Here is a 25172-nt window from a genome sequence, read left to right on the forward strand (position 1 = left end):
CTCATTAAGTTAATCAGCCCATGAAGGTTTGTTTAAGATGTGATCCTGCCAGTCCCGCACTTCAGATTCTTTCACCGCAATATGGCGCACAGAAATACGCTCGCCGTGCATCGCCGCTTTCGACCCGGTCAACAACGGGGTGCCAGCCCGGCAGCCCCTTTCCTTCCGCTAACAAGCGATAGGCGCAGGTCATCGGCAACCATTCAAAGGTTGGCAGATTATCGCGAGTGAGTTTAATGCAGTCTGGCTCGTACTCGAACCGACGTTCATAGTTACGACACTGGCAGGTTTTGATATTCAACTGGCGACACGCTACGTTGGTGAAATAGATTTCGTCGGTGTCTTCATCCATCAGTTTGTGCAGGCAACACTGGCCGCATCCATCACACAACGACTCCCACTCGGCATCGGTCATGTCATCCAGGGTTTTACTTTGCCAGAAAGGTATGTCGCTCATCAGGGTATCCACCATTGCTGTAAAGCTGCACCTTATAACCAGTCTGGCACGCTGATGCAAGTTTTGCCGCCCGAAAAGGCGGCAAGCAGAGATTACAGGACGCGCGTCGTCAGCGTTTGACCGTTAAAACTGACTTCCAGCTCGTCGCCGCTTTGCAACGGGCCGACGCCTTCCGGTGTGCCGGTCAGGATCACGTCTCCCGCCTTGAGCGTGAAGAAACGGCTCATGTAGGCGACGAGCGGCACGATGTGGTGGATCATCTCCGCCGTCGAGCCTTGCTGACGGATTTCGCCATTCACTTTCAACCCGAGCGCGGTATTTTGCGGATCGCCATGAAACTCCGAAACCGGAATAAAACCTGACAGCGGGCAGGAATTATCAAACCCTTTTGCTTTTTCCCAGGGCTGACCGGCTTTTTTCATTTTGCCCTGAATATCCCGCAGCGTCAGATCGAGCGCCACGCCATAACCGGCAATCGCCTTGCGGACATGGTCTTCCGTCGCCTGGCGCAGAGTCGATCCAATCAATATCGCCAGTTCGACTTCATGGTGAACGGCACCCATGTCCGTCGGAATCGCCAGCGGCTGGCGCAGATCGCACAGCGCCGTTTCCGGTTTAATAAAAAGAACGGGTTCATCCGGCGTTGCGCTACCCATCTCCTTAATATGCTTTGCGTAGTTACTGCCTACACAAACCACTTTACTTACCGGGTAATCAAGCAGAGCACCTTGCCAGTTGTGATGTTGATACATTATTTTCCCCTAACGTAATCGTGGATTTCAGGAACTGCATCGGCAGGGCATTCGCGTTGCCGGATACAGTTTAACTTTTAGCGTCTGGTTTATTTTCGCCCGGCGCAGAAAGATGTTGTTTGAGTAAATCTTCCGGCGGTGGCGGCAGTTGTAAATAATACCCCTGGTCGGTTAACGCTTGTTTTACTTTCTCCAGGTCGGCATTCACTAATTTCTTACGCCCATCCAACGGCAGAATCATTGCCAGCGTTGGCTGCCCGAATCCCTTCATCAGATCTTCAGGAACCCGTGAGAAATCGTCTTTTTTTTCGACGTATAAATAGGTCTGGTCGCGTTTGCTACTTCGATAGATCACACAAAACATACTTTTACTCTGAATTAACGGGATGGTGACTTGCCTCAATATAATACTGACTATAACATGCCTTCTAGTCTTCGGAATATCGCCCCGCATTGGGGATGATAAATAGCAAATTGAGTAAGGCCAGGATGTCAAACACGCCAATCGAGCTTAAAGGCAGTAGCTTCACCTTATCAGTGGTTCATTTGCACGAAGCTGAACCCAAGGTTATTCGTCAGGCGTTGGAAGACAAAATCGCTCAGGCACCTGCTTTTTTAAAACATGCTCCCGTGGTCATTAACGTCAGCGGCCTTGAAAGTCCAGTAAACTGGCCTGCGCTGCAAGAGGTGGTGACGTCTACCGGTCTGCGTATTATCGGCGTTAGTGGCTGCAAAGACGCGGCGCTAAAAGCGGAAATTGACGAGATGGGTCTTCCTTTACTGACTGAAGGTAAAGAGAAAGTCGCTCGTTCCGCCCCGGTCGAAGCCCCGGCACCGAGCGCGCCGCCGCAAAATGTTACCCCCATCACAAAAACGCGATTAATTGACGTACCGGTTCGTTCCGGTCAGCGCATTTATGCTCCACAATGTGATCTAATTGTTACAAGTCACGTCAGCGCTGGCGCAGAGTTAATCGCAGACGGTAATATCCACGTTTATGGCATGATGCGGGGCCGCGCGCTGGCAGGCGCCAGCGGCGATCGGGAAGCGCAAATTTTTTGTACCCATCTGACGGCAGAACTGGTGTCTATCGCAGGTGTTTATTGGCTGAGTGATAAAATCCCGGCAGAATTTTATGGCAAAGCGGCGCGTCTGCGGTTAGCAGATAACGCTTTGGCAGTTCAACCGTTGAATTGATCCCTTTTTAACAAGGAATTTCTATGGCACGCATTATTGTAGTTACTTCGGGTAAAGGGGGCGTTGGCAAGACCACCTCCAGCGCGGCCATCGCTACTGGTTTGGCCCAGAAGGGAAAGAAAACTGTCGTTATCGATTTCGATATCGGTCTGCGTAACCTCGACCTGATCATGGGATGTGAGCGTCGTGTCGTTTACGATTTCGTGAACGTGATTCAGGGCGATGCGACGCTAAACCAGGCGTTAATCAAAGATAAGCGCACTGAGAATCTCTTTATTCTTCCGGCATCGCAAACCCGCGATAAAGACGCGCTGACCCGTGAGGGCGTAGCAAAAGTTCTCGATGACCTGAAGACAATGGATTTCGACTTTATCGTCTGCGACTCTCCGGCGGGCATTGAAACCGGCGCGCTGATGGCGCTCTATTTTGCCGATGAAGCGATTATCACCACGAACCCGGAAGTCTCCTCAGTACGTGACTCTGACCGTATTCTGGGCATTCTGGCGTCAAAATCCCGTCGTGCTGAAAACGGCGAAGACCCGATTAAAGAGCATCTGCTGCTGACGCGTTACAACCCAGGCCGCGTTAACAGAGGCGATATGCTCAGTATGGAAGACGTGCTGGAAATCCTGCGCATCAAACTCGTGGGGGTTATCCCGGAAGATCAGTCAGTCCTGCGCGCATCCAACCAGGGAGAGCCGGTTATTCTCGACATCACTGCTGATGCGGGTAAAGCCTATGCAGATACCGTAGAACGTCTGTTGGGAGAAGAACGTCCTTTCCGCTTCATTGAAGAAGAGAAGAAAGGTTTCCTCAAACGCCTGTTCGGAGGATAAGTTATGGCATTACTGGATTTTTTTCTCTCGCGGAAAAAGAGTACAGCCAACATCGCTAAAGAGCGACTGCAAATCATTGTTGCGGAGCGCCGTCGCAGCGACGCCGAGCCGCATTATTTACCGCAGTTGAGAAAAGATATTCTCGAAGTCATCTGCAAGTATGTGCAAATTGATCCAGAAATGGTCACCGTACAGCTTGAGCAAAAAGACGGCGATATTTCAATTCTCGAGCTTAACGTGACATTACCGGAAGCCGAAGAGTCCAGATAATCTCTTTTCGGATAACGCAACGCGATAAAAAGGCAGAGTATTCTGCCTTTTATTTGCTGCTGTGCCATAAACAGTAACGCGGCGGCGCTTATTCCAGGCTGAACTTCGGGTAACGCTCCTGAAAATAGCGGCGCAGAAATTCAACCGTAATGCGAATTTTTGCCGACGAGGAAAGACGGGAAGCAGAGACAGCCCAGATATTAGCAGGCTGATAATATTCCGGCAGAACCTGCACAAGATGGCCGCTGGCAATGTTATCGCAGACATCCCACCACGACCGCAACGCAATGCCCTGCCCGTCCAGACACCATTGATGCACAATCTCACCGTGGTTGGAGGACAGTGACCCTGTCACTTTAATCGAATATTCCCGTTCTTTTGTGCGTAACTGCCAGATTCCAAAGGGATGGTCACGCTCTTTAATCACCAGACACGGAAAGGCTGCCAGATCGCTGAGCTGCTTCGGCGTGCCGTGCTGCGCCAGAAACGCCGGCGATGCGCATAAAATACGGTAATTGGTTCCAAGCTTATGCGCGATTAAATTAGAGGCAATCTCATCACCAATACGAATATCAAGATCGACCCCTTCATTCACCAGATCCACCAGCCGGTCCTCAACGTCAAACCGCAACTCCAGCTGTGGATACTGCTTCGCCAGCGCCGACAGCGCGGGCGCAACAATCCGCCGACCGAAGCCAAAACTGCTGATAATACGCAGCATACCTTGTGGGACTTGCCGCACGTCAGACAGCTCATCCATCATCTGATCCACATCCTGCAAAATGCGCTGCGCCCATTCGTAAATACGCTCGCCCTCTTCCGTGATCGTCACCCGCCGGGTCGTTCGGTGGAGCAGCACCACGTTCAGCGTCTGCTCCAGCAACGCCACCCGTTTGCTGATAAACGCCGGCGAAACGCCCAGCTCTTCCGCAACCGCGCTAAAACCCGCACGCCGGGCAACCCGCATAAAGACGCGTAAATCATTCAGGAGAGGCAGATTATTCATGATCTGTGTTTTATGTTTCACCAGTTGGAAGGATTAACTCTCAATCAGTCAATTATAGGATAAGGGGTAAGTCAATTTTGACTGCTGATAAGTGAGAGCTGGTATGAAGAAAACCTGTCGTATTGCCGCTATTCCCGGAGACGGTATTGGTAAAGAAGTCCTGCCTGAAGGTATTCGCGTATTGCAGACCGCCGCCGAACGCTGGGATCTCTCGCTCAGCTTTGAGCCGATTGAGTGGGCCAGCTGCGAATATTATGCGCATCACGGTACGATGATGCCTGACGACTGGCATGCGCAGCTAAAATCATTTGATGCGATCTATTTCGGCGCCGTCGGTTGGCCGGATACCGTCCCGGACCATGTTTCATTGTGGGGATCGCTGCTTAAATTCCGTCGCGAATTTGACCAGTACGTTAACCTGCGTCCGGTACGTCTGTTTCCCGGCGTTCCCTGCCCGCTGGCCGGAAAAAAAGCGGGAGATATTGATTTCTACGTCGTGCGCGAGAACACCGAAGGGGAATACTCCTCGCTGGGCGGGCGCGTCAATGCCGGAACCGAGCACGAAGTGGTGATTCAGGAGTCGGTATTTACCCGGCGCGGAGTGGATCGCATTCTGCGCTACGCCTTTGAGCTGGCGCAAAGCCGACCGCGCAAAACGCTGACGTCCGCCACCAAATCCAACGGCCTGGCCATCAGTATGCCTTTCTGGGATGAACGCGTTGAAGCCATGGCGCAGCACTACCCGGAGATTCGTTGGGATAAGCAGCATATCGACATTCTGTGCGCCCGCTTTGTCATGCAGCCGGAGCGCTTTGACGTGGTTGTCGCCTCAAATCTGTTTGGCGATATTCTGTCCGATCTTGGCCCGGCCTGTACCGGCACCATCGGCATTGCGCCTTCCGCAAACCTGAACCCGGAACGCACATTCCCGTCGCTGTTTGAACCGGTACACGGCTCTGCGCCGGATATATACGGCAAGAATATCGCCAACCCTGTTGCCACCATCTGGGCGGGCGCCATGATGCTGGATTTCCTCGGCAATGGCGATACGCGCTACCGGGAGGCACATGACGGTATTCTCGCGGCCATTGAGCAGGTTATCGCCAACGGCCCGAAAACACCGGATCTGAAAGGCACCGCCTCCACCCGGCAGATGGCGGAGGCTATCTGTCAGGCGCTGCGCTAATGATGGAGCGGCCGGGTAGCGGCCATTATCCGTATTACAGCGGATATTCCTGCAACAGATTCCGCAGTTTTTCCGCCATCAGTTCCGCACGCCAGCCGGAGATGAGTTCCGGCTGCGTGGCCTGCGGTTTTAACTTCCAGTGCCAGTTAAGCAACTGGTTGATTTGCCGACGCGACGCCAGCAATTCCGCACTGACGTTGTGCATCGCGCTAACGTCTGCCACCAGCGCTTTGATGGCTTTAAACGCCTTGCGATAGCCTGGCATATCCATCAGGTTCAGCAAGGGTTCCGGCAGCGTCTCTTCCGGCAGCGCCTGCGCCTTCTCCACTAACGCGATCAGCGTCTTACCGTGAAAACGAATTTCGCTGCCAGAAAGCCCCAGGCTGTCCAGTTCGCCCAGACTCCCCGGCATATAGCGCGCCACCGCCCACAGGTGCTCTTCGCGCACCACAAAGTTGACCGCCAGATCGCGCTCACGCGCCTTGCGCAGCCGCCAGTCGGCCAGCAGTTGCAGGCAGGCCAGTTGACGGGTACGCAACTGCCACGCATTGGTGATGTCACGCCAGGCATCTTCCGGCGCCAGAATTTCCTGACGACGCTGCTGCATCAGACGGCACTCATCCAGCGCCGCAGGCAGCCAGCCGGATGCTTCGGTTTCGACCATCAGTTTTTTGGTGATCGGTAACAAATACCAGACGTCCGCCGCCGCATACTCGCACTGACGTTCGGTTAACGGTCTTGCCAGCCAGTCGGTACGGGACTCGCTTTTATCCAGCGCGACGCCCGTAAACTCCTCCACCATCGCGGCAAAACCCCAGGACAAGGGGCGGCCGCAAAATGCGGCAAGGATCTGCGTGTCGATCAGCGGTTGCGGCAGCTCTCCGAAGGTGTTGAGAAAAACCTCCAGATCTTCGCTGCCCGCATGCAAAAATTTGGTTATCGCGGTATCACGCAACACGGCGCGCAGAGGCGACCAGTCGGTAATACCGTGAGGATCAATCAGGGCGACATGCTCGCCATCAAACAGCTGGATAAGCCCAAGTTGCGGGTAATAGGTGCGCGTACGGACAAACTCCGTATCAAGAGCAATCGCCGGAAATGCCCGAACCGCTTCACATAACGTCGCCAGCGCGTCGTCCGTAGTGATCATTTGGTAATTCAAATCATATTCTCTTTAGTTTGCGCCAAAAAAAACGCCGGCTTAACCGGCGTCTGGCGACTTGCTTAAAGCTCAGGCTTTATTGTCTACTTTGCCACGCGCTTCGTCACGTAATTCTCGTCGTAAAATTTTTCCGACGTTCGATTTAGGCAGTTCGTCGCGAAACTCCACCAGCTTCGGCACTTTATACCCCGTCAACTGGCGACGACAGAAGGTAATCAATGCCTCGTCGGTCAACGCCGGGTCTTTCTTCACGACAAAGATTTTCACGCTTTCACCGCTGCTGCCCGAAGGTACGCCGATTGCCGCCACTTCCTGAACGCCAGGATGCTGCATCACCACATCTTCAATTTCATTAGGATAGACGTTAAAGCCGGAAACCAGAATCATATCTTTTTTGCGATCGACGATGCGCAGGAACCCTTCGTCATCAATCACCGCGATATCCCCCGTGTAAAGCCAGCCGTCTTTGACGATTTCATCCGTCGCGTCCGGGCGCTGCCAGTATCCCAGCATCACCTGCGGCCCCTTCACGCACAGCTCGCCAGGCTCGCCTGTTGGCACCTCGTTGCCCTCGTCATCCACCAGTTTTACATCGGTAGAGGGAACGGGCAGCCCGATACTGCCGCTGTGATAATCGATATCATGCGGGTTCACGCTGACCAACGGCGCGCACTCGGTCAGACCGTAGCCTTCAAGCAAATATTGTCCGGTCAGTTTCACCCAACGTTCTGCAACCGCATGCTGTACCGGCATACCGCCGCCAGCAGAAAGGTGCAACGTAGAGAAGTCCAGTTGCTGGAATTCTTTGTTGTTCAGCAAGGCGTTAAACAGGGTGTTAACGCCGGTCATCGCGGTAAACGGATATTTCGCCAGCTCTTTCACCATGCCCGGAATGTCGCGCGGGTTAGTGATGAGCAGGTTTTGCCCGCCCAGTTCAATAAACAGCAGGCAGTTCATGGTCAACGCGAAAATGTGATACAACGGCAACGCCGTCACCACCAGCTCTTTCCCCTCATGCAACAACGGCCCGTAGGTGCCTTTTACCTGCTCCAGGTTTGCCAGCATGTTGCGGTGCGTCAGCATCGCGCCTTTCGCTACGCCGGTTGTACCGCCCGTGTATTGCAGGAACGCCAGATCTTCGGTGACCAGCTCAGGCTTCACGTACTGCATCCGATAACCTGCGTGTAGCGCGCGGCGAAAAGAGATCGCGTCCGGCAGGTGATATTTCGGCACCAGACGCTTAATGTATTTCACGACAAAGTTAACCAGCGTACCTTTCGCGGTAGAAAGCTGGTCGCCCATGCGCGTCAGAATTACGTGCTGTACGGACGTTTTATCGACCACTTTTTCCAGCGTGTGGGCAAAGTTAGAGACGATCACGATAGCCGCCGCTCCGCTGTCATTGAGCTGATGCTCAAGCTCACGCGGCGTATACAGCGGGTTGACATTCACGACGATCATCCCGGCGCGCAAAATACCAAACAGCGCGACCGGGTATTGCAGCAGATTCGGCATCATTAGCGCGACGCGGTCGCCTTTTTTGAGGCCCAGCCCTTCCTGCAAATAGGCCGCGAATGCCCGGCTGCGCTCTTCCAGTTTGCGGAAGGTCATCACCTCCCCCATATTGACGAACGCAGGCTGGTCGGCGTAACGCACGACGGCATGTTCAAATAATTCAACCAGGGATTGATAACGGTCAGGATTGATCTCCGCCGGGACATCAGCGGGATATCGGTTAAGCCAAACCTTCTTCAAAGCATCACCTCTAAAATGAGTGTTCGTCGTCATCGCAACCCCAGTTAATAAACAAGTCGTTAACATAATATTAACTCAGCGTACCAGTTTATTAATCACTCAACGAAAAGGTTGCGAAGCGCGTCACTATTTATTTTTCTTATGTCCGTATTAATGCAGAAACAGCGGACCAGCCGCTGTCTCTTTTATTGATAAAACAAGGGGTTATTCAGTTACGATCGTTTGAACCTGTGCGGGGCCTGGGTTATACCATCCCCAACCGCCATAGCCGTACGGCCAGCCTCGTCCACCGTAGAACCAGGGATCGATCGGCTGCGGCGGCATGACGATCTGCTGAGTAAGGTGCCAGCGTTTATAGCCCGTTGCCTGCATCAGCATAAACTTATACGGCGTACTGCCGACCTTACCGTCCACCGTGCCGGTAATCGGCCCGACGACCGTCACCAGTTGCCCACGGAAGTCTACCGGGTCAAGGAAGCCGTTCACGTCGGCATAAATCCGCCCTCGCGAAGCCTCACCGAGGATCGGACGCGCGCCGTTATCAAGCGGCACGCTGGCGATTTCCAGCCGCGTTTTTCCCTGCTGGTTTTGCACATCCACCACTTTACCGCCAAAACGCGCTTCCTGGCCGACGTACAGCTGCGGCGCATTCATAACCCGCACCAGATCCTGCTGCGGCGTGGGACTGGAACCTTTGATGGCATCCGGGACGGTAACGCAGCCACTCAGCGTTAACGCGACCACTCCCGCCAGAATTCCTTTCATTACCTGTTGTTGAACCGCCATAGTGCGACTCCTTTTTTCTCAGCACATATTCTCGTCATACTTCAAACTGCCTGTGTGTAACAGCTACGTTCAAATTATTCAGGGTGATAATACTGAGATTCATTCTTTGCCCGGAAGTTTCTTCCACGCGACGTTGTTACGTAAATAAACCGGTTCGGCCTGTTCAACCGCGACGGTTTTCCCCGCTGCCAGCATCTGACTGGCGAGAGGCAGCATATCCTCCGCCGCCGGAAGCAGAACGTCGCCATCGCGCAAAGCCAAACCGCTGTCTTTACCCAGATCAGGCCATGCAGGCCAGCCTGTGCCAACAGTAGCCCACTCCCCGGAAAGCTGCTTCAACCGTTCGCTAACCAGCCCGGGATTTAACACGGCCTCGGTCTCTTCCCCGTGCCAGACGCCATTTTCATCACGCTGGTATTCCGCCCAGTAGACTTCGCCCATACGTGCGTCAATCGCCGCCAGCACGCGCGTAGCGCCGCTTTTACGCCAGGCGCCCTGCGCCATTGTCGCCAGCGTTGAAACGCCAGTCATCGGCAGGTTCGCGCCCAGCGCCAGCCCCTGCGCAATGCCAATGCCAATGCGCACGCCGGTAAAACTGCCGGGGCCGCGACCAAACGCCAGCGCGTCGATATCGGTAAGCGTAATGCTGTTGGCGGCCAGGATATCCTGCACCATCGGCAAAATACGTTGGGTATGTTCTCGTGGGCAAAGCTCAAAATGAGCGTTGATATTACCGTCATTCCACAGGGCAACGGAACACGCTTCTGTGGCGGTATCGATAGCCAGAATTCGCATGGGTCTTCGTGCTTAAATCAATAAAATGGCGCGCATCTTACCATACTCCGTAACAAATTACTCGGCCGTTGGTATGGCGAGAAATCTGACGGCGCGGGCGATGTCCCGGGTGCGCGGTGTGGGCGGCAGGCTCGCCAGGAAGGTGGCGCCATACGGTCGCATCACCAGCCGGTTATCACAAATCACCAACACCCCACGATCGTCGGAATCGCGAATCAGACGCCCCACCCCCTGTTTCAGCGTGATGACCGCGTCGGGTAGCTGCACTTCATCAAACGGATCGCCGCCGCGCAGACGACAATCCTCCATCCGCGCTTTCAGCAAGGGATCGTCAGGAGAGGTAAAAGGTAATTTATCGATAATCACCAGCGACAGCGTATCGCCGCGCACATCCACCCCTTCCCAGAAGCTGCTGGTTGCGACCAGTAGCGCATTACCGGCGCTGACGAACTGTTGCAGCAGTTGACCTTTGCTGGTTTCGCCCTGCAACAGGACGGGCAGCGTCATGGTGGCGCGGAACTGTTCCGCCAGATCGCGCATCATGGCATGCGACGTACACAGCATAAAGCAGCGGCCATTGTTGGCTTCGATGATCGGTCTTAACATTGCCGCCAACTGTCGGGCAGAGCCCGGCTGGTTAGTTTGCGGCAGGTTACGCGGCACGCACAACAGCGCCTGGCGGGTATAGTCGAACGGACTGGGCAACAGCATCGATTCGGCCTGTTCAATGCCCAGCCGCGCCGTAAAGTGATGGAGATCGTCGTTCACCGACAACGTGGCAGAGGTAAAAATCCAACTGCCGGGTTTCTGCGCCATCACCTCTTTGAATTTATCCGCGACCGTAAGCGGAGTGAGCGCCAGCGTGAAATGGCGCGACGTGCATTCGTACCAGTAGCTGTACCCTGGCTGGTTGATCTCTTTTAAGCGTTTCAGCCGCGCACGATACAAGGTCGCACGCTCGAAAGCGGCATCCAGCAATGCGGAACACCCCAGAGACAGTTTTGCCACGTCGTAGCAAAGCTCAAGCGTATCGTCGAGCAGCAATAGCGCGCGCTGTACCCGTGGGTCGGCCAGCAGCTCACGTAAATTTCCGCGATAGCCCGGCTCGCCCAGTTGCAGGCGAAAATCCTGCGCGCTCTGCGCCAGTCGGTCGGCGCATTTCTGCAACTGCTGGGTGTCTTTCAATTCCGTGCGGTAGGCGATGGTAAAATCTTTCGCCAGGTCGAGGAGCTGTCGGCTGGAGAGCGACTGGCCGAAATACTGGCTGGCGATATCAGGAAGCTGGTGGGCCTCATCGAAGATCATCACCTCCGCCTCCGGGATCAGTTCGCCAAACCCACTCTCTTTGACCACCATATCCGCGAGGAAAAGATGGTGGTTGACGACAACCACATCGGCGTCCATCGCCTTTTTACGCGCTTTAACCACAAAACAGTCTTTATACAGCGGGCAGTCGCTGCCCAGACAGTTGTCATTGGTGCTGGTGACCAGTGGCCACGCCTGCGAGTCTTCCGCTACGCTGACGCAGGTACTGATGTCGCCGTCTTCGGTCTGATTCGACCACGACCGCAGCAAAATCACATCGCTTAAAATTTGTACCGGCAAATCGCCGCCCGCCAGCGCTTGCTGTTCGAGACGTTCCAGACAAAGATAGTTAGAGCGCCCTTTCAACAGCGCCAGTTTACCGCTGAATTTGAGGGCGTTTGAGACGGTGGGAAGATCGCGACTGTAGAGCTGATCCTGCAACGCTTTCGATCCCGTCGAGATGATCACTTTTTTTCCGGCGCGTAACGCCGGCGCGAGGTAGGCATAGGTTTTGCCTGTCCCCGTCCCGGCTTCGACAACAAGCGGTTGTGATTTTTCAATAGCATGCGTGACGGCAACGGCCATCTGCCGCTGTGGTTCGCGCGGTTTAAATCCCGGTATCGCTTTAGCCAACTGACCGTCTGCTGCAAAATCGTCCGTCACACTACCCCCTGTTGATTTGAACAGGGATTATGTCAGGACGCCGTCGCTTACGCCAGTTGAAGAGGTGACGGCAACGCAACATTATGGCAGTCTTGCCGCGTCGAACGGAAAGTTAACGAGGAATGATTTATGACTATCATACGTATTGATGCCGAAGATCGTTGGTCTGATGTAGTAATCCATAACAACACGCTTTATTACACCGGTGTGCCGGAAAACCTCGACGCCGATGCGTTTGAACAGACCGCCAACACGCTGGCGCAAATTGATGCGGTGCTGGAAAAACAGGGCACCCGTAAGTCACGTATTCTTGATGCCACTATTTTCCTGGCCGATAAAAGCGATTTTGCCGCCATGAACAAAGCCTGGGACGCGTGGGTCGTTGCCGGTCACGCGCCGGTACGCTGCACGGTGCAAGCCGGGCTGATGAACCCGAAATACAGAGTTGAGATCAAGATTATCGCCGCAGTGTAACGCGACGTTATTCGTCCTCATCCTCAAAACGCGCCACGATCCGCTCGCCGGTATGGGTGGCGCGCAGTTCATCCGCCACCTGCGCGATTGCCTGTCCGCTGCTCATTCCTTGCGACATCAGTTCCTGAATGCGCTCTACCGCTTTTTGTTGCTGCTCGTGGCTGAGTGAAGGTAAACCTGCAAACATTGTTAACTCCTGCTAAATTGTCTGCGCTAATTATTTCATGCTACCCGGCACATAGCCAGTAGACCAGGACCGATGAAGACATTATCACCCGCTGTTATTATTTTACCGTGGCGCCCGGACGCCGCCGAGTACTATTTTGCCCCGCTGAGCCATCAGCCCTGGGCCATGCTGCTGCATTCCGGCCATGCTGAACATCCGCATAATCGTTTTGATATTCTGGTGGCCGACCCCGTGGCAACGCTGTCGACACACGGCGAAGAGACCCGCGTGCGCGATAAGCATGGCACGACCACGACCGCCGACGATCCCATGACCGTGTTGCAGGCGGCGCTGGCGTCTGCGGGCATCCAGCCGCCATATGACCCCAATCTGCCGTTTCAGGGCGGCGCGCTGGGGCTGTTAGGTTACGACCTTGGCCGCCGTTTTGAATCCCTGCCCACGCTCGCACAACGCGATATCACCCTGCCGGATATGGCGATCGGCATTTACGACTGGGCCTTAATCGTCGATCATCGCAGACAGACCGTCTCTCTGCTGAGCCATACCGATGTTCACGCTCGCCTTGAGTGGCTGGCGCGCCAGCAGGTGCCGGTGCGAAAGCCCTTCGCGTTGACCTCCGCATGGCAATCAAACATGACCCGCGCGCAGTACGGTGAAAAATTCCGCCAGGTGCAGAGCTGGCTGCACAGCGGCGACTGTTATCAGGTTAACCTCGCCCAGCGTTTTCAGGCTGACTATCAGGGAGACGAATGGCTGGCCTTCGTGCGGCTTAATCACGCTAACCGCGCCCCGTTCAGCGCGTTTTTGCGCCTGGAGGACGGTGCGATTCTGAGCCTTTCTCCCGAGCGCTTTATTCAGTCCGAAGAGGGGCACATTCAGACTCGCCCAATCAAAGGCACCCTTCCCCGGCTGGACGACCCGCAGGCGGATCGCCAGCAGGCGCTAACGCTCGCGATGTCGGCAAAAGACCGCGCAGAAAACCTGATGATTGTCGATTTGATGCGTAACGACGTCGGCCGCGTTGCCGTTCCGGGGTCGGTCAAGGTTCCCGAGTTGTTTGTGGTTGAACCCTTCCCGGCGGTACATCATCTTGTCAGTACCATTACCGCCCGTTTGCCCGATAATTTACATGCCACCGATCTGCTGCGCGCCGCTTTTCCTGGCGGTTCGATTACCGGCGCGCCAAAAGTCCGGGCGATGGAGATCATTGACGCGCTGGAGCCGCACAGGCGCAACGCCTGGTGCGGCAGCATCGGCTACCTGAGTTTTTGCGGCAACATGGATACCAGCATCACGATCCGCACGCTTACCGCTGTAGACGGGCATCTCTATTGCTCTGCGGGCGGCGGCATCGTAGCGGACAGCCAGGAGGACGCGGAATATCAGGAGACGTTTGATAAAGTGAATCGAATTTTGCAGCAACTGGAGAACTGAGTCGTGGAAAACAGCAGCCTGACCCTTGATGATTTTTTATCGCGCTTTCAACTTTTGCGCCCGCAGGTGAATGGTGAGACGTTAAACCATCGTCAGGCTGCCGTGCTGATCCCGGTGGTTCGCCGCGCCCGGCCGGGTCTATTGCTGACTCAGCGTTCAGCGCGCCTGCGCAAACACGCCGGTCAGGTCGCGTTCCCCGGCGGCGCCGTTGACAGCAGCGATGCGTCGCTGATTGCCGCTGCGCTGCGTGAAGCGCAGGAAGAGGTGGCGATCCCGCCGGAATCCGTCGAAGTGATTGGCGTGCTGCCGCCCGTAGACAGCGTCACGGGTTTTCAGGTTACGCCGGTGGTCGGCATTATTCCCCCGAATCTGCATTATCACGCCAGCGAAGATGAGGTGGCCTCTGTTTTTGAGATGCCGCTTTCAGAAGCTCTGCGTCTGGGGCGTTATCATCCGCTGGATATTTATCGACGCGGCGATTCACATCGCGTATGGCTTTCGTGGTATGAGCATTATTTCGTCTGGGGAATGACCGCCGGAATAATTCGTGAGCTGGCGCTGCAAATTGGCGTGAGACCCTGACTATACTTATCTTTACACGCGCAGAACACAACTTGAGATTCCCGTCCCAACATTAGTAAATACGTGGTTATCCATTAGTTTAATTCATGTGAATAGTTAAGCCGATCGCCGCGTTCCCTCTTACACTATGCGCAGTTATTACATCGTAACCGGGAAGCCCGGTCACCCTGTCAGGAGTATTATCGTGATTAGTCTATTCGACATGTTTAAGGTGGGGATTGGTCCCTCATCCTCCCATACTGTAGGGCCTATGAAGGCGGGTAAACAGTTCGTCGATGACCTGGTCGAAAAAGGATTACTGGATAGCGTTACCCGTGTCGCCGTCGACGTGTATGGTTCACTGTCGCTCACGGGTAAAGGTCACCACACCGATATCGCCATTATTATGGGTCTGGCGGGTAACGAACCTGCCACCGTGGATATTGACAGCATCCCTGGTTTTATTCGCGACGTTGAAGCGCGCGGTCGCCTGTTACTGGCGCAGGGCCAGCACGAAGTGGATTTTCCCCAGGATAACGGGATGCGTTTTCACAATGGCAACCTGCCATTGCATGAAAATGGAATGCAGATCCACGCGTACAATGGCGAAACCGTCATTTATAGCAAAACGTATTATTCCATCGGCGGCGGCTTTATTGTCGATGAAGAGCATTTTGGTCAGGACGCCGCCAATGAGGTCAGCGTCCCTTATCCGTTTAAATCGGCGACCGAAATGCTGGAATATTGCAACAGCACCGGTCTGTCGCTCTCCGGGATGGTGATGCAGAACGAACTGGCTCTGCACAGCAAAAAGGAAATCGAAGAGTATTTCGCCAACGTCTGGCAGACCATGCAGGCGTGTATCGATCGCGGGATGAATACCGAAGGGGTTCTGCCGGGGCCGCTGCGCGTTCCGCGTCGTGCTTCCGCACTGCGTCGCATGCTGGTTTCCAGCGATAAACTGTCCAGCGACCCGATGAACGTCATTGACTGGGTCAATATGTTTGCGCTGGCGGTGAACGAAGAAAACGCAGCAGGCGGGCGTGTCGTTACGGCGCCGACCAACGGCGCTTGCGGAATCGTGCCTGCGGTGCTGGCTTACTATGACCACTTCATTGAACCCGTCAGCCCGGATATCTACACCCGTTACTTCCTGGCCGCTGGCGCTATCGGCGCGCTGTACAAAATGAACGCCTCGATTTCCGGCGCCGAAGTCGGCTGCCAGGGGGAAGTCGGCGTCGCCTGCTCAATGGCGGCGGCAGGACTGGCGGAGCTGCTTGGGGCCAGCCCGGAGCAGGTGTGCGTCGCCGCGGAAATCGGCATGGAGCACAACCTGGGGCTGACCTGTGACCCGGTTGCCGGTCAGGTTCAGGTGCCGTGTATCGAGCGTAACGCGATTGCTTCGGTAAAAGCGATCAACGCGGCGCGTATGGCAATGCGCCGTACCAGCGCACCGCGCGTCTCGCTGGATAAAGTCATTGAGACCATGTACGAAACCGGCAAGGACATGAACGCGAAATACCGCGAAACATCACGCGGCGGACTGGCGATTAAAGTCCAGTGTGATTAACAAAACATAGCCTGCCACTTCGCCCATCTCCCACTGATGGGCGAATTTTTCTCATCAATCTCGTCTGCGGTAAATTTCCCCACTACACTTGCTGTGTTGCAATTGGCTTTTGTGACCAACGGCTTATCAGGCGGCCCGCATGCAAACAGCACAACGGATCATTAAAAATTATCGCCGCAATCGTTTCATCGTCTGCACGGTCTGTGCGCTGATCACGCTTATCCTCACATTGAGTATCCGATTTATTTCGGAGCGAAATATAAATCAGCACCGCACCGAAACGTTCGCCGCTCACGCCGTAGAGACGCTGGATGAAGTGCTCCGCCCTCTACAGGCCGGGCGCGATCTCCTGCTGCCCCTGGTAGGACAACCCTGCCCGGCCGCGCATTTTCCCCTGCGTAAGCAGGTCGCCAGACTGCAAACCGTGCGTTCCATTGGTCTGGTTCAGGACGGTATTCTCTACTGCTCCAGTATCTTTGGTTCACGCGACGTGCCGATTCACCAGCTACAACCCGATCTGCCTGCGCCAAATAACCTGTTGCTGTTGTCTACCGATCAGTCCCTGCTCAAAGACAGCCCGATTCTGATTCAGTGGTATCCGTCATCGCCTGATGGCAAAAACGGGCTCTTTGAGATCGTCAATATTGATCTTCTGGCGATGATGCTGCTTGAACCGCAACAGCCGCAGATCGCCAGCGCAAGCCTGACGGTCGGCAACCGCCACTTACTCTATGGTCAGGGGGTGGTGGAGGCGCTACCCGCCCTGAACGGTGAAAAACGTTATCAGCGCGCATCCCAGCACTTCCCTTTCACCATCAGCGTGACGGGGCCCGGCGCTGGCGAGCTGGCGCTACGCCACCTGCCGACGCAGCTGCCGCTGGCGGTGATGCTGAGTTTACTGGTGGGATACCTTGCCTGGCTGGCAACGGCCAGCAGAATGAGTTTTTCATGGGAGATCAATCTCGCCCTTGCCGCCCGTGAATTTGAACTGTTTTGCCAGCCGCTGTTAAATGCCCGTACGCAGCAATGCGTGGGGGTTGAGATCCTGCTGCGCTGGAATAACCCGCGACAGGGATGGATTTCTCCCGATGTTTTTATCCCTATCGCTGAAGAACACAACCTGATCGCCCCCCTTACCCGCTATGTCATTGCGGAAACCATTCGGCAGCGGCATTTTTTCCCGATGAACAGCCAGTTCCATATTGGCATCAACGTTGCGGCCAGCCATTTTCGTCATGGCATGCTATTAAAAGATCTCAATCATTACTGGTTCAGCGCCCATCCTGTTCAGCAACTTGTGCTTGAGCTGACGGAACGGGACGCCTTACTGGACGTCGATTATCGGCTGATGCGTGAACTTCACCGCAAAGGGGTGAAGCTCGCCATTGATGACTTTGGCACCGGCAACAGTTCGCTGTCATGGCTGGAGAAATTGCGCCCGGACGTGCTGAAGATCGACAAATCATTTACCGCAGCGATCGGTACTGATGCGGTGAACTCCACGGTGACCGATATCATCATCGCGCTGGGGCAAAGACTGAATATTGAACTGGTGGCGGAAGGCGTTGAAACGCGAGAGCAGGCGCAATATTTGCGGGGACACGGCGTTCAGGCGTTGCAGGGATTTCTGTTCGCAAGGCCTATGCCGCTTCACGATTTTCCTCAGTGGCTGGCGGGTAGCGCACCGCCGCCCGCCCGGCATAACGGACACATGACGCCCGTTATGCCGTTTCGTTAGATCCCGGTTTTACCGGGGAACGGCGCTTATTCGTCTTCGTGGTGAGCAGGTTGTTCTTTAACAATACGAACCAAATCAACACGGTAGTCGTTCGCTTCGACAATCGTGATATGAAGCGGCGCAACGTCGATAACATCGCCCACCTGCGGGATATGACCGTTTACGGCGATAACCAATCCTGCGACGGTGGCGATGTCTTCCTCATCGTTCACCAGGTTATCGACATCCAGCGCCTGTTGCAGGGCATGCAGATCCGTTCCCCCCTTCACCAGCCAGCCGCCCGCTTCGGTAATGATCTCAGGCGTTTCGTCGGCATCCGGGAACTCACCGGCAATCGCTTCCAGCACGTCCAGCGGCGTAACCAGCCCCTGCACGACGCCAAACTCGTTGGTGACGATGACGAAGCTGCCGCGAGCGCGACGCAGGACGCCCAGCAGATTAATCGGGTCCAGCGTTTCCGGGACGACAATCGCTGGTGATTCCGAAGCAATCGCGGCCACATCCACGCCCTCTTCCAGCGCCACCAGCAGTTCTTTCGCGCGAACAATACCGATGATCTCATCCAGTTCGCCGCGACACACCGGGAACAGGCTGTGCGGAGAAGAGAGTAACTGTTCGCGGATTTCATCCACGCTCAGGTCAGCATCCACCCAGCTGATTTCACCGCGAGGCGTCATGATGCCGCGCAGCGAACGGGACGCCAGGGTCAGCACGCCGTTGATCATATAACGCTCTTCTTCAGCAAACGCGCCTTCAGGTACAGGCACCGTCGCCGGGCTGTCAGACTCGTGCTGCGCGCTCGCCTGACGTTTACCGCCCATCAGTCGCAGGATGGCGTCTGCGGTGCGTGCACGTAGCGGTAACGTTGACTGATGGCGAATAAAGTTACGACGCGCAATCTGGTTGAACAATTCGATGACAATTGAGAAACCGATAGCAGCGTACAGATACCCTTTCGGAATATGGAAGCCAAAACCTTCCGCCACCAGGCTCAGACCGATCATCAACAGGAAGCTCAGACAGAGCACTACAACCGTCGGATGCTGGTTGACGAAACGGGTAAGCGGCTTAGACGCCAGCAGCATCACCGCCATCGCAATCACCACGGCAGCCATCATCACCGGCAGATGGTTAACCATACCCACGGCGGTAATCACCGCGTCAAGGGAGAAGACGGCATCAAGGATAACGATCTGCGTTACCACGACCCAGAAACTCGCATATCCTTTGCCGTGCCCCGAGTCATGCTCGCGGTTTTCCAGGCGCTCATGCAGCTCCGTCGTGGCCTTAAACAGGAGGAAGAGACCCCCGATGAGCATGATCAGATCGCGCCCTGAGAAGGTGAGATCCCAGACGGTAAAGAGCGGTTTCGTTAAGGTCACCATCCACGAAATGATGGACAGCAGGACCAGACGCATCACCAGCGCCAGCGACAAACCGATAAGACGCGCCTTATCACGCTGCTTCGGCGGCAGCTTGTCCGCCAGAATCGCGATAAAGACCAGGTTATCAATACCCAGAACAATTTCGAGGATAACAAGCGTGAGCAAACCCGCCCAGATTGAGGGGTCCATTAAGAATTCCATGACAAGCTCCTGCTTAAGGAATAGCGAACAGGCGAGAAAGCAATATGCGAATTAAGGTTGCGGCCAAAAGAGCCAGACAGACAGGCCTGATACGGCCTCAAAGTGAAATGACGTCGGTGACGATCCATACGGCGGGCTACTGCCCTATACTCCTTACTAATTAAACGGAAGCTAAACATAACAGAGACAATGTCTTTTTGGCAAAGATTTACCTTCCTTTGCAATGAGATGTTACAGGGATATTTTACACTACGAAATTTCTCTGATGTGAAAGCTAAATTGCGGATCTTCATCACATAAAATATTTTTTTCGCTATCTAAAATAATTCCCGGAAATAACTGTTTTTTCATTATAACCCTTATCTGAATCGATTCGAGTGCGGACGGCGATTCAAAATACATCTGTCACGTTGATGTGTTAACGATAATAAAGGAGGTAGCAAGTGACCATTGCTATTGTTATAGGCACACATGGTTGGGCTGCAGAGCAGTTACTTAAAACAGCAGAAATGCTGTTAGGCGAGCAGGAAAACGTCGGCTGGATCGATTTCGTTCCAGGCGAAAATGCCGAAACGCTGATTGAAAAGTACAACGCTCAGCTGGCAAAACTCGATACCAGCAAAGGCGTGCTGTTTCTCGTTGATACATGGGGAGGCAGTCCATTTAATGCTGCCAGCCGTATTGTCGTCGACAAAGAGCACTATGAAGTCATTGCTGGCGTCAATATTCCGATGCTGGTGGAAACGTTCATGGCCCGCGATGACAATCCGAGCTTTGACGAATTAGTCGCTCTGGCGGTAGAAACCGGTCGTGAAGGCGTGAAAGCGCTGAAAGCGAAACCGGTTGAAAAAGCCGCTCCGGCGCCGGTTGCTGCGCCAAAAGCGGCGGCGCCCGCTAAACCAATGGGACCCAACGATTACATGGTAATCGGCCTCGCCCGTATCGATGACCGTTTGATTCACGGCCAGGTCGCCACCCGCTGGACCAAAGAGACCAACGTCACCCGCATCATCGTCGTGAGTGATGAAGTTGCGGCGGACACCGTACGTAAAACGCTGTTAACACAGGTGGCACCTCCGGGCGTAACGGCGCATGTGGTAGACGTTGCCAAGATGATTCGTGTCTACAACAACCCGAAATACGCAGGCGAACGTGTGATGCTGCTGTTCACCAACCCTACCGATGTGGAACGTATCGTTGAAGGCGGCGTGAAAGTGACTTCCGTAAACATTGGCGGTATGGCTTTCCGTCAGGGTAAAACGCAGGTTAATAACGCCGTTTCCGTCGACGAGACCGATATCGACGCCTTTAAAAAGCTCAACGAACGCGGTATCGAGCTTGAGGTTCGTAAAGTTTCCACCGATCAGAAACTGAAAATGATGGATTTGATTGCCAAAGTGGCGAAATAACCACCCGGCATTTAATTAGCATTCACACTTAAGTCTGTATAGCAATAGGAGAAGTACAATGGAGATTACCACTCTTCAGATTGTGCTGGTGTTCATCGTCGCATGTATCGCGGGTATGGAGTCGGTACTTGATGAATTTCAGTTCCACCGTCCATTGGTGGCCTGTACGCTAATCGGTGCCGTTCTTGGGGACATGAAAACCGGTATTATCATCGGTGGTACCCTGGAAATGATCGCGCTTGGCTGGATGAACATCGGTGCTGCCGTTGCGCCTGATGCCGCGCTGGCTTCCATTATTTCAACCGTGCTGGTTATCGCCGGTCATCAAGGCATTGGCGCAGGTATCGCGCTGGCGATCCCACTGGCGGCCGCAGGTCAGGTGCTGACCATCATCGTACGTACCATCACCGTGGCATTCCAGCACGCGGCGGATAAAGCGGCCGATAGCGGCAACCTGACGGCGCTGTCCTGGATCCACGTATCCTCCCTGTTCCTGCAGGCAATGCGTATCGCGATTCCGGCGGTTATCGTGGCGATTTCTGTCGGCACCAGTGAAGTTCAGGGCATGCTGAATGCGATCCCGGAAGTCGTGACCAGCGGTCTGAACATCGCCGGCGGCATGATCGTGGTTGTCGGTTACGCAATGGTCATCAACATGATGCGCGCGGGCTATCTGATGCCGTTCTTCTACCTCGGCTTCGTCACTGCGGCATTCACTAACTTCAACCTGGTTGCTCTGGGCGTAATTGGCGCGGTAATGGCCATCCTCTACATCCAGCTGAGCCCGAAATATAACCGCGTAGCCGGTGCGCCAGCTCAGGCTGCTGGTAACAACGATCTCGATAACGAACTGGACTAACAGGTGAACGAAATGGTTGATATGACTAAAACTACCACTGAGAAAAAACTCACTCCGAGTGATATTCGTGGCGTGTTCATCCGTTCTAACCTGTTCCAGGGGTCATGGAACTTCGAACGTATGCAGGCGCTGGGCTTCTGCTTCTCCATGGTGCCGGCGATCAAACGCCTGTACCCGGAAAACAACGACGCGCGTAAACAGGCGATCAGACGTCACCTGGAGTTCTTCAACACCCATCCTTACGTTGCCGCTCCGGTACTGGGCGTTACGCTGGCGATGGAAGAACAGCGCGCCAACGGCGCGGAGATCGACGATGGTGCCATCAACGGTATCAAAGTCGGTCTGATGGGGCCGCTGGCAGGCGTGGGCGACCCGATCTTCTGGGGTACGGTTCGTCCGGTATTCGCCGCGCTGGGCGCGGGTATCGCGATGAGCGGCAGCCTGCTGGGGCCGTTGCTGTTCTTTATTCTGTTTAACCTGGTGCGTCTGGCGACCCGTTACTACGGCGTGGCTTACGGCTACCGTAAAGGCGTCGATATCGTTAAGGATATGGGCGGCGGCTTCCTGCAAAAACTGACTGAGGGGGCGTCAATCCTCGGCCTGTTTGTCATGGGAGCGCTGGTTAACAAGTGGACGCACGTCAATATTCCGCTGGTGGTATCACGCATCACTGACCAGACGGGTAAAGAAAACGTCACCACCGTGCAGACCATTCTCGATCAGTTGATGCCGGGTCTGGTTCCGCTGCTGCTGACCTTCGCCTGTATGTGGCTGTTGCGTAAGAAAGTAAACCCGCTGTGGATCATCGTTGGCTTCTTCGTCATCGGTATCGCCGGTTACGCTTGCGGCCTGCTGGGTCTGTAATTCTGTTGTACACTACCGGGGCCCTTTGGCCCCGGTTTTTTTATCTGGAGGATTAATGACTGTCACGGACCTGGTGCTGGTTCTTTTTATTGTCGCGTTACTGGCTTACGCCATTTACGATCAGTTCATCATGCCCCGCCGTAACGGCCCCACTCTGCTTGCAGTGCCTCTGCTGCGTCGTGGTCGTGTTGATAGCGTTATCTTCGTCGGCCTGGTCGCCATTCTTATCTACAACAACGTTACCAGTCACGGCGCGCAAATTACCACATGGTTATTATGTGCACTGGCGCTGATGGGGTTTTATATTTTTTGGGTTCGCGCCCCCAGGATCATCTTCAAACAGAAAGGTTTTTTCTTCGCCAATGTCTGGATAGAATATAACCGTATTAAAGAGATGAATTTATCGGAAGATGGCGTACTGGTGATGCAATTAGAACAACGGCGCCTGCTTATTCGCGTACGAAATATCGACGATCTGGAAAGAATATATAAGCTTCTTGTTTCATCTCAATGAGTTACAGATATAGCCTGAACTATGTTTTAAGTATATTCGCGATCAAAAAAACATAGCTAAGGCTATATTCATCCCGCCTGATTTGTTATTTATTTTAACGTTTTATTGATAATTAAATCTAAATGAAAATCGTTTTCAATTAGAAGTCAAATAATATTTCTCCATTGTTGTTTTATATTCTCAAAATATGTTAATGTTGCGCCGTCATTTGGGGAGTAGCCGATTTCCAGACTCAGGAAATGTACGTGTCAACATACTCGTTGAAAAACGTGGCGCGTACGGACTGATATCACTCTATTTTCAGTCAGGCGAGACCATATGCACATCAACTGCTATGCATAGCTTATGAACGCCATGTTCAGGTATGCATGTTCGCTGGGGGCAGTGATGTGTTTTATGGAACCCCGGTCAGGACGCTGTTATGAATATCACCGCAACTGTTCTTCTCGCTTTCGGCATGTCAATGGATGCTTTCGCGGCATCGATTGGTAAAGGCGCCACGCTACACAAACCTAAATTCTCCGAAGCCCTGCGCACCGGCCTTATTTTCGGCGCGGTTGAAACGCTCACCCCGCTGATCGGCTGGGGGCTGGGTATGCTGGCCAGTAAATTCGTACTGGAATGGAATCACTGGGTTGCGTTCATCCTGCTGGTGTTTCTGGGGATTCGTATGATTATCGAAGGCGTTCGTGGCGGTAATGACGAAGATGACGAGCCGTTACGCCGCCACAGTTTTTGGCTGCTGGTCACTACCGCTATCGCCACCAGCCTGGATGCAATGGCCGTTGGCGTCGGTCTGGCGTTCTTGCAGGTGAACATTATTGCGACCGCGCTGGCTATCGGCTGTGCCACGTTAATCATGTCCACGCTGGGCATCATGGTGGGGCGCTTTATCGGCCCGCTGCTCGGCAAACGGGCGGAAATTCTTGGCGGGGCTGTACTTATCGGTATCGGCGCCCAGATCCTCTGGACACACTTCCACGGTTAACACTCACGTTGCCAGATGTGAAGGCTGAAATCCGTCTGGCAATCAAACTGCTGGCAAGCCGCCAGCCGCTCCCATACGTCAGGTTTTGCACGCCAGGCGAAAGGCGTCATCTGGAGCAACGCAACGGCCTCATTACCGCGCAACCGCATCTCATACCCTAACGCCATGCTTTGCTGCAACGTAAACCCTTCAAGCTGCTCAGTATGCGGGGCATGTAAGCGCACTTCATCATATATCAGCCCTTTTAGCGCCATCAGATGGCGCGGCCCCGGCGTAGCGGTGATTACCCAACCACCCGGTTTTACCACTCGCGCTAACTCTTCAGCCTTACAGGGGGCATAAATCCTGACAATCGCATCCATAGAGGCGTCGGCGAAAGGCAGACGATGGCTTGACGCCACACAAAACGTCACCTGCGGATAACGTTTCGCCGCCGCTTTAATGGCGACTTTCGCGACATCCAGACCAAATGTGGTGCCTGACGCCAGCGTTTCGGCGAAGGCATGTGTGTAATACCCTTCACCGCAGCCGATATCCAGAATCGACGTTGCATTTTCGTCCAGCCGTTCAGCAAGTATCCTGACGATGGTATCGCGCAACGGCTGATAATGCCCGGCATCAAGGAATGCCCGACGCGCCTGCATCATTTCGGCGCTGTCGCCCGGGTCCCGTGACCGTTTATGCTGCACGGGCAACAGGTTGACGTATCCCTCTTTCGCCACATCAAACTGATGCCGTTGTGGGCAGATAAAACTGTTTTTCACCTGCGCAAGTGGCTGATGACAAAGGGGACAAGAAAACGACATGACAACTCCGGC

The 25172-nt window shown here is 54.3% G+C and carries 26 protein-coding genes and 1 pseudogene; 14 read left to right on the forward strand and 13 right to left on the reverse strand.

The window, feature by feature from the left end; genetic code table 11:
• Window positions 1-9: 9 nt before the first annotated feature.
• The 3 genes and pseudogenes from ycgN to OGY62_RS11055 form a co-directional block, all read right to left on the reverse strand.
• Window positions 10-457 (reverse strand): annotated as a pseudogene (ycgN, locus tag OGY62_RS11045) (cysteine cluster protein YcgN).
• A gap of 92 nt (window positions 458-549) precedes the next feature.
• The gene (locus tag OGY62_RS11050; protein WP_049008376.1) at window positions 550-1209 is read right to left on the reverse strand and encodes a fumarylacetoacetate hydrolase family protein; all 660 of its coding nucleotides are present in this window, start codon (window positions 1207-1209) and stop codon (window positions 550-552) included.
• Between the two features lie 70 nt (window positions 1210-1279).
• Window positions 1280-1573, reverse strand: coding sequence for a YcgL domain-containing protein (locus tag OGY62_RS11055; protein ID WP_024130270.1), 294 nt, complete (start codon window positions 1571-1573; stop codon window positions 1280-1282).
• Between the two features lie 125 nt (window positions 1574-1698).
• On the opposite strand from OGY62_RS11055, the gene minC reads away from it, so the two are divergent.
• The 3 genes from minC to minE are packed head-to-tail and all read left to right on the forward strand — an operon-like array spanning window position 1699 to window position 3512.
• The gene (minC, locus tag OGY62_RS11060) at window positions 1699-2406 is read left to right on the forward strand and encodes a septum site-determining protein MinC (RefSeq protein WP_047463264.1); all 708 of its coding nucleotides are present in this window, start codon (window positions 1699-1701) and stop codon (window positions 2404-2406) included.
• Window positions 2407-2429: 23 nt separating this feature from the next.
• Complete coding sequence (gene minD / locus OGY62_RS11065) at window positions 2430-3242, forward strand: septum site-determining protein MinD (protein WP_047463261.1); 813 nt, start codon at window positions 2430-2432, stop codon at window positions 3240-3242.
• Window positions 3243-3245: 3 nt separating this feature from the next.
• Complete coding sequence (gene minE / locus OGY62_RS11070; protein WP_003859937.1) at window positions 3246-3512, forward strand: cell division topological specificity factor MinE; 267 nt, start codon at window positions 3246-3248, stop codon at window positions 3510-3512.
• Between the two features lie 88 nt (window positions 3513-3600).
• On the opposite strand, the gene OGY62_RS11075 is transcribed toward minE, so the two are convergent.
• Window positions 3601-4518: a LysR substrate-binding domain-containing protein gene (locus OGY62_RS11075; protein ID WP_049008374.1), complete on the reverse strand. Its 918-nt coding sequence runs from the start codon at window positions 4516-4518 to the stop codon at window positions 3601-3603.
• A 103-nt stretch (window positions 4519-4621) separates the two neighbouring features.
• On the opposite strand from OGY62_RS11075, the gene OGY62_RS11080 reads away from it, so the two are divergent.
• Window positions 4622-5704 carry a tartrate dehydrogenase gene (locus tag OGY62_RS11080; protein WP_199975959.1) on the forward strand — a complete coding sequence of 361 codons (1083 nt, stop codon included), beginning with the start codon at window positions 4622-4624 and terminating at the stop codon, window positions 5702-5704.
• A gap of 34 nt (window positions 5705-5738) precedes the next feature.
• Here the strand turns inward: OGY62_RS11080 and rnd are convergent, their stop codons facing one another.
• The 5 genes from rnd to yoaA form a co-directional block, all read right to left on the reverse strand.
• Entirely contained in the window at window positions 5739-6866 is a 1128-nt protein-coding gene (gene rnd, locus OGY62_RS11085) for a ribonuclease D (protein ID WP_286459881.1), read from the reverse strand.
• A gap of 69 nt (window positions 6867-6935) precedes the next feature.
• Complete coding sequence (gene fadD, locus OGY62_RS11090) at window positions 6936-8621, reverse strand: long-chain-fatty-acid--CoA ligase FadD (RefSeq protein WP_286459882.1); 1686 nt, start codon at window positions 8619-8621, stop codon at window positions 6936-6938.
• A 204-nt stretch (window positions 8622-8825) separates the two neighbouring features.
• Complete coding sequence (locus tag OGY62_RS11095) at window positions 8826-9407, reverse strand: Slp family lipoprotein (RefSeq protein ID WP_047463245.1); 582 nt, start codon at window positions 9405-9407, stop codon at window positions 8826-8828.
• A gap of 99 nt (window positions 9408-9506) precedes the next feature.
• Window positions 9507-10202 (reverse strand): tRNA (adenosine(37)-N6)-threonylcarbamoyltransferase complex dimerization subunit type 1 TsaB, encoded by a 696-nt coding sequence (gene tsaB, locus OGY62_RS11100; RefSeq protein ID WP_047463242.1) that lies wholly within the window; start codon window positions 10200-10202, stop codon window positions 9507-9509.
• A 57-nt stretch (window positions 10203-10259) separates the two neighbouring features.
• A complete protein-coding gene (gene yoaA, locus OGY62_RS11105; protein WP_286459883.1) occupies window positions 10260-12170 on the reverse strand; it encodes a DNA repair helicase YoaA in 1911 nt (636 codons plus the stop codon).
• A 129-nt stretch (window positions 12171-12299) separates the two neighbouring features.
• On the opposite strand from yoaA, the gene OGY62_RS11110 reads away from it, so the two are divergent.
• Window positions 12300-12644, forward strand: coding sequence for a RidA family protein (locus OGY62_RS11110; RefSeq protein WP_200090700.1), 345 nt, complete (start codon window positions 12300-12302; stop codon window positions 12642-12644).
• A gap of 7 nt (window positions 12645-12651) precedes the next feature.
• On the opposite strand, the gene OGY62_RS11115 is transcribed toward OGY62_RS11110, so the two are convergent.
• On the reverse strand, window positions 12652-12831 hold the full coding sequence (locus tag OGY62_RS11115) for a YoaH family protein (RefSeq protein WP_012132063.1): 180 nt from the start codon (window positions 12829-12831) through the stop codon (window positions 12652-12654).
• 72 nt (window positions 12832-12903) lie between these two features.
• Here OGY62_RS11115 and pabB point away from each other — a divergent pair, with 72 nt between their 5' ends.
• The 4 genes from pabB to pdeD all read left to right on the forward strand — a co-directional run bounded on the left by pabB (window position 12904) and on the right by pdeD (window position 18134).
• Complete coding sequence (gene pabB / locus OGY62_RS11120) at window positions 12904-14265, forward strand: aminodeoxychorismate synthase component 1 (protein WP_286459885.1); 1362 nt, start codon at window positions 12904-12906, stop codon at window positions 14263-14265.
• A 3-nt stretch (window positions 14266-14268) separates the two neighbouring features.
• Window positions 14269-14847: a CoA pyrophosphatase gene (locus OGY62_RS11125; protein WP_047463238.1), complete on the forward strand. Its 579-nt coding sequence runs from the start codon at window positions 14269-14271 to the stop codon at window positions 14845-14847.
• 184 nt (window positions 14848-15031) lie between these two features.
• Window positions 15032-16396, forward strand: a complete 1365-nt coding sequence (sdaA, locus tag OGY62_RS11130) for an L-serine ammonia-lyase (RefSeq protein ID WP_024130267.1) — start codon at window positions 15032-15034, stop codon at window positions 16394-16396.
• A 139-nt stretch (window positions 16397-16535) separates the two neighbouring features.
• Entirely contained in the window at window positions 16536-18134 is a 1599-nt protein-coding gene (pdeD, locus tag OGY62_RS11135; RefSeq protein WP_275055815.1) for a cyclic di-3',5'-guanosine monophosphate phosphodiesterase PdeD, read from the forward strand.
• Window positions 18135-18160: 26 nt separating this feature from the next.
• Here the strand turns inward: pdeD and yoaE are convergent, their stop codons facing one another.
• Both yoaE and OGY62_RS23385 read right to left on the reverse strand, forming a co-directional pair.
• Window positions 18161-19720 carry a CNNM family cation transport protein YoaE gene (yoaE, locus tag OGY62_RS11140; protein WP_047463233.1) on the reverse strand — a complete coding sequence of 520 codons (1560 nt, stop codon included), beginning with the start codon at window positions 19718-19720 and terminating at the stop codon, window positions 18161-18163.
• Window positions 19708-20013 carry a protein YoaL gene (locus OGY62_RS23385; RefSeq protein ID WP_370906254.1) on the reverse strand — a complete coding sequence of 102 codons (306 nt, stop codon included), beginning with the start codon at window positions 20011-20013 and terminating at the stop codon, window positions 19708-19710. The genes yoaE and OGY62_RS23385 overlap by 13 nt, the downstream gene beginning before the upstream one ends.
• 150 nt (window positions 20014-20163) lie before the next feature.
• Between OGY62_RS23385 and manX the strand changes: the two genes are divergently transcribed.
• The 5 genes from manX (at window position 20164) to mntP (ending at window position 24354) form a co-directional block, all read left to right on the forward strand.
• Window positions 20164-21129 (forward strand): PTS mannose transporter subunit IIAB, encoded by a 966-nt coding sequence (gene manX / locus OGY62_RS11145; protein ID WP_047463231.1) that lies wholly within the window; start codon window positions 20164-20166, stop codon window positions 21127-21129.
• A gap of 58 nt (window positions 21130-21187) precedes the next feature.
• A complete protein-coding gene (gene manY, locus OGY62_RS11150) occupies window positions 21188-21988 on the forward strand; it encodes a PTS mannose transporter subunit IIC (RefSeq protein WP_012132054.1) in 801 nt (266 codons plus the stop codon).
• A 12-nt stretch (window positions 21989-22000) separates the two neighbouring features.
• Window positions 22001-22852, forward strand: coding sequence for a PTS mannose transporter subunit IID (manZ, locus tag OGY62_RS11155; protein WP_012132053.1), 852 nt, complete (start codon window positions 22001-22003; stop codon window positions 22850-22852).
• A 55-nt stretch (window positions 22853-22907) separates the two neighbouring features.
• Window positions 22908-23366, forward strand: coding sequence for a DUF986 family protein (locus tag OGY62_RS11160; RefSeq protein WP_012132052.1), 459 nt, complete (start codon window positions 22908-22910; stop codon window positions 23364-23366).
• Window positions 23367-23787: 421 nt separating this feature from the next.
• Window positions 23788-24354 carry a manganese efflux pump MntP gene (mntP, locus tag OGY62_RS11165; RefSeq protein WP_012132050.1) on the forward strand — a complete coding sequence of 189 codons (567 nt, stop codon included), beginning with the start codon at window positions 23788-23790 and terminating at the stop codon, window positions 24352-24354.
• Here mntP and rlmA read toward each other — a convergent pair.
• Window positions 24351-25160 (reverse strand): 23S rRNA (guanine(745)-N(1))-methyltransferase, encoded by an 810-nt coding sequence (rlmA, locus tag OGY62_RS11170; RefSeq protein ID WP_071258572.1) that lies wholly within the window; start codon window positions 25158-25160, stop codon window positions 24351-24353. The two genes, mntP and rlmA, sit on opposite strands and share 4 nt — an antisense overlap.
• Window positions 25161-25172: the final 12 nt, after the last annotated feature.

This window comes from Citrobacter sp. CK198 (assembly GCF_030333295.1).
GTDB lineage: Bacteria > Pseudomonadota > Gammaproteobacteria > Enterobacterales > Enterobacteriaceae > Citrobacter_B > Citrobacter_B koseri.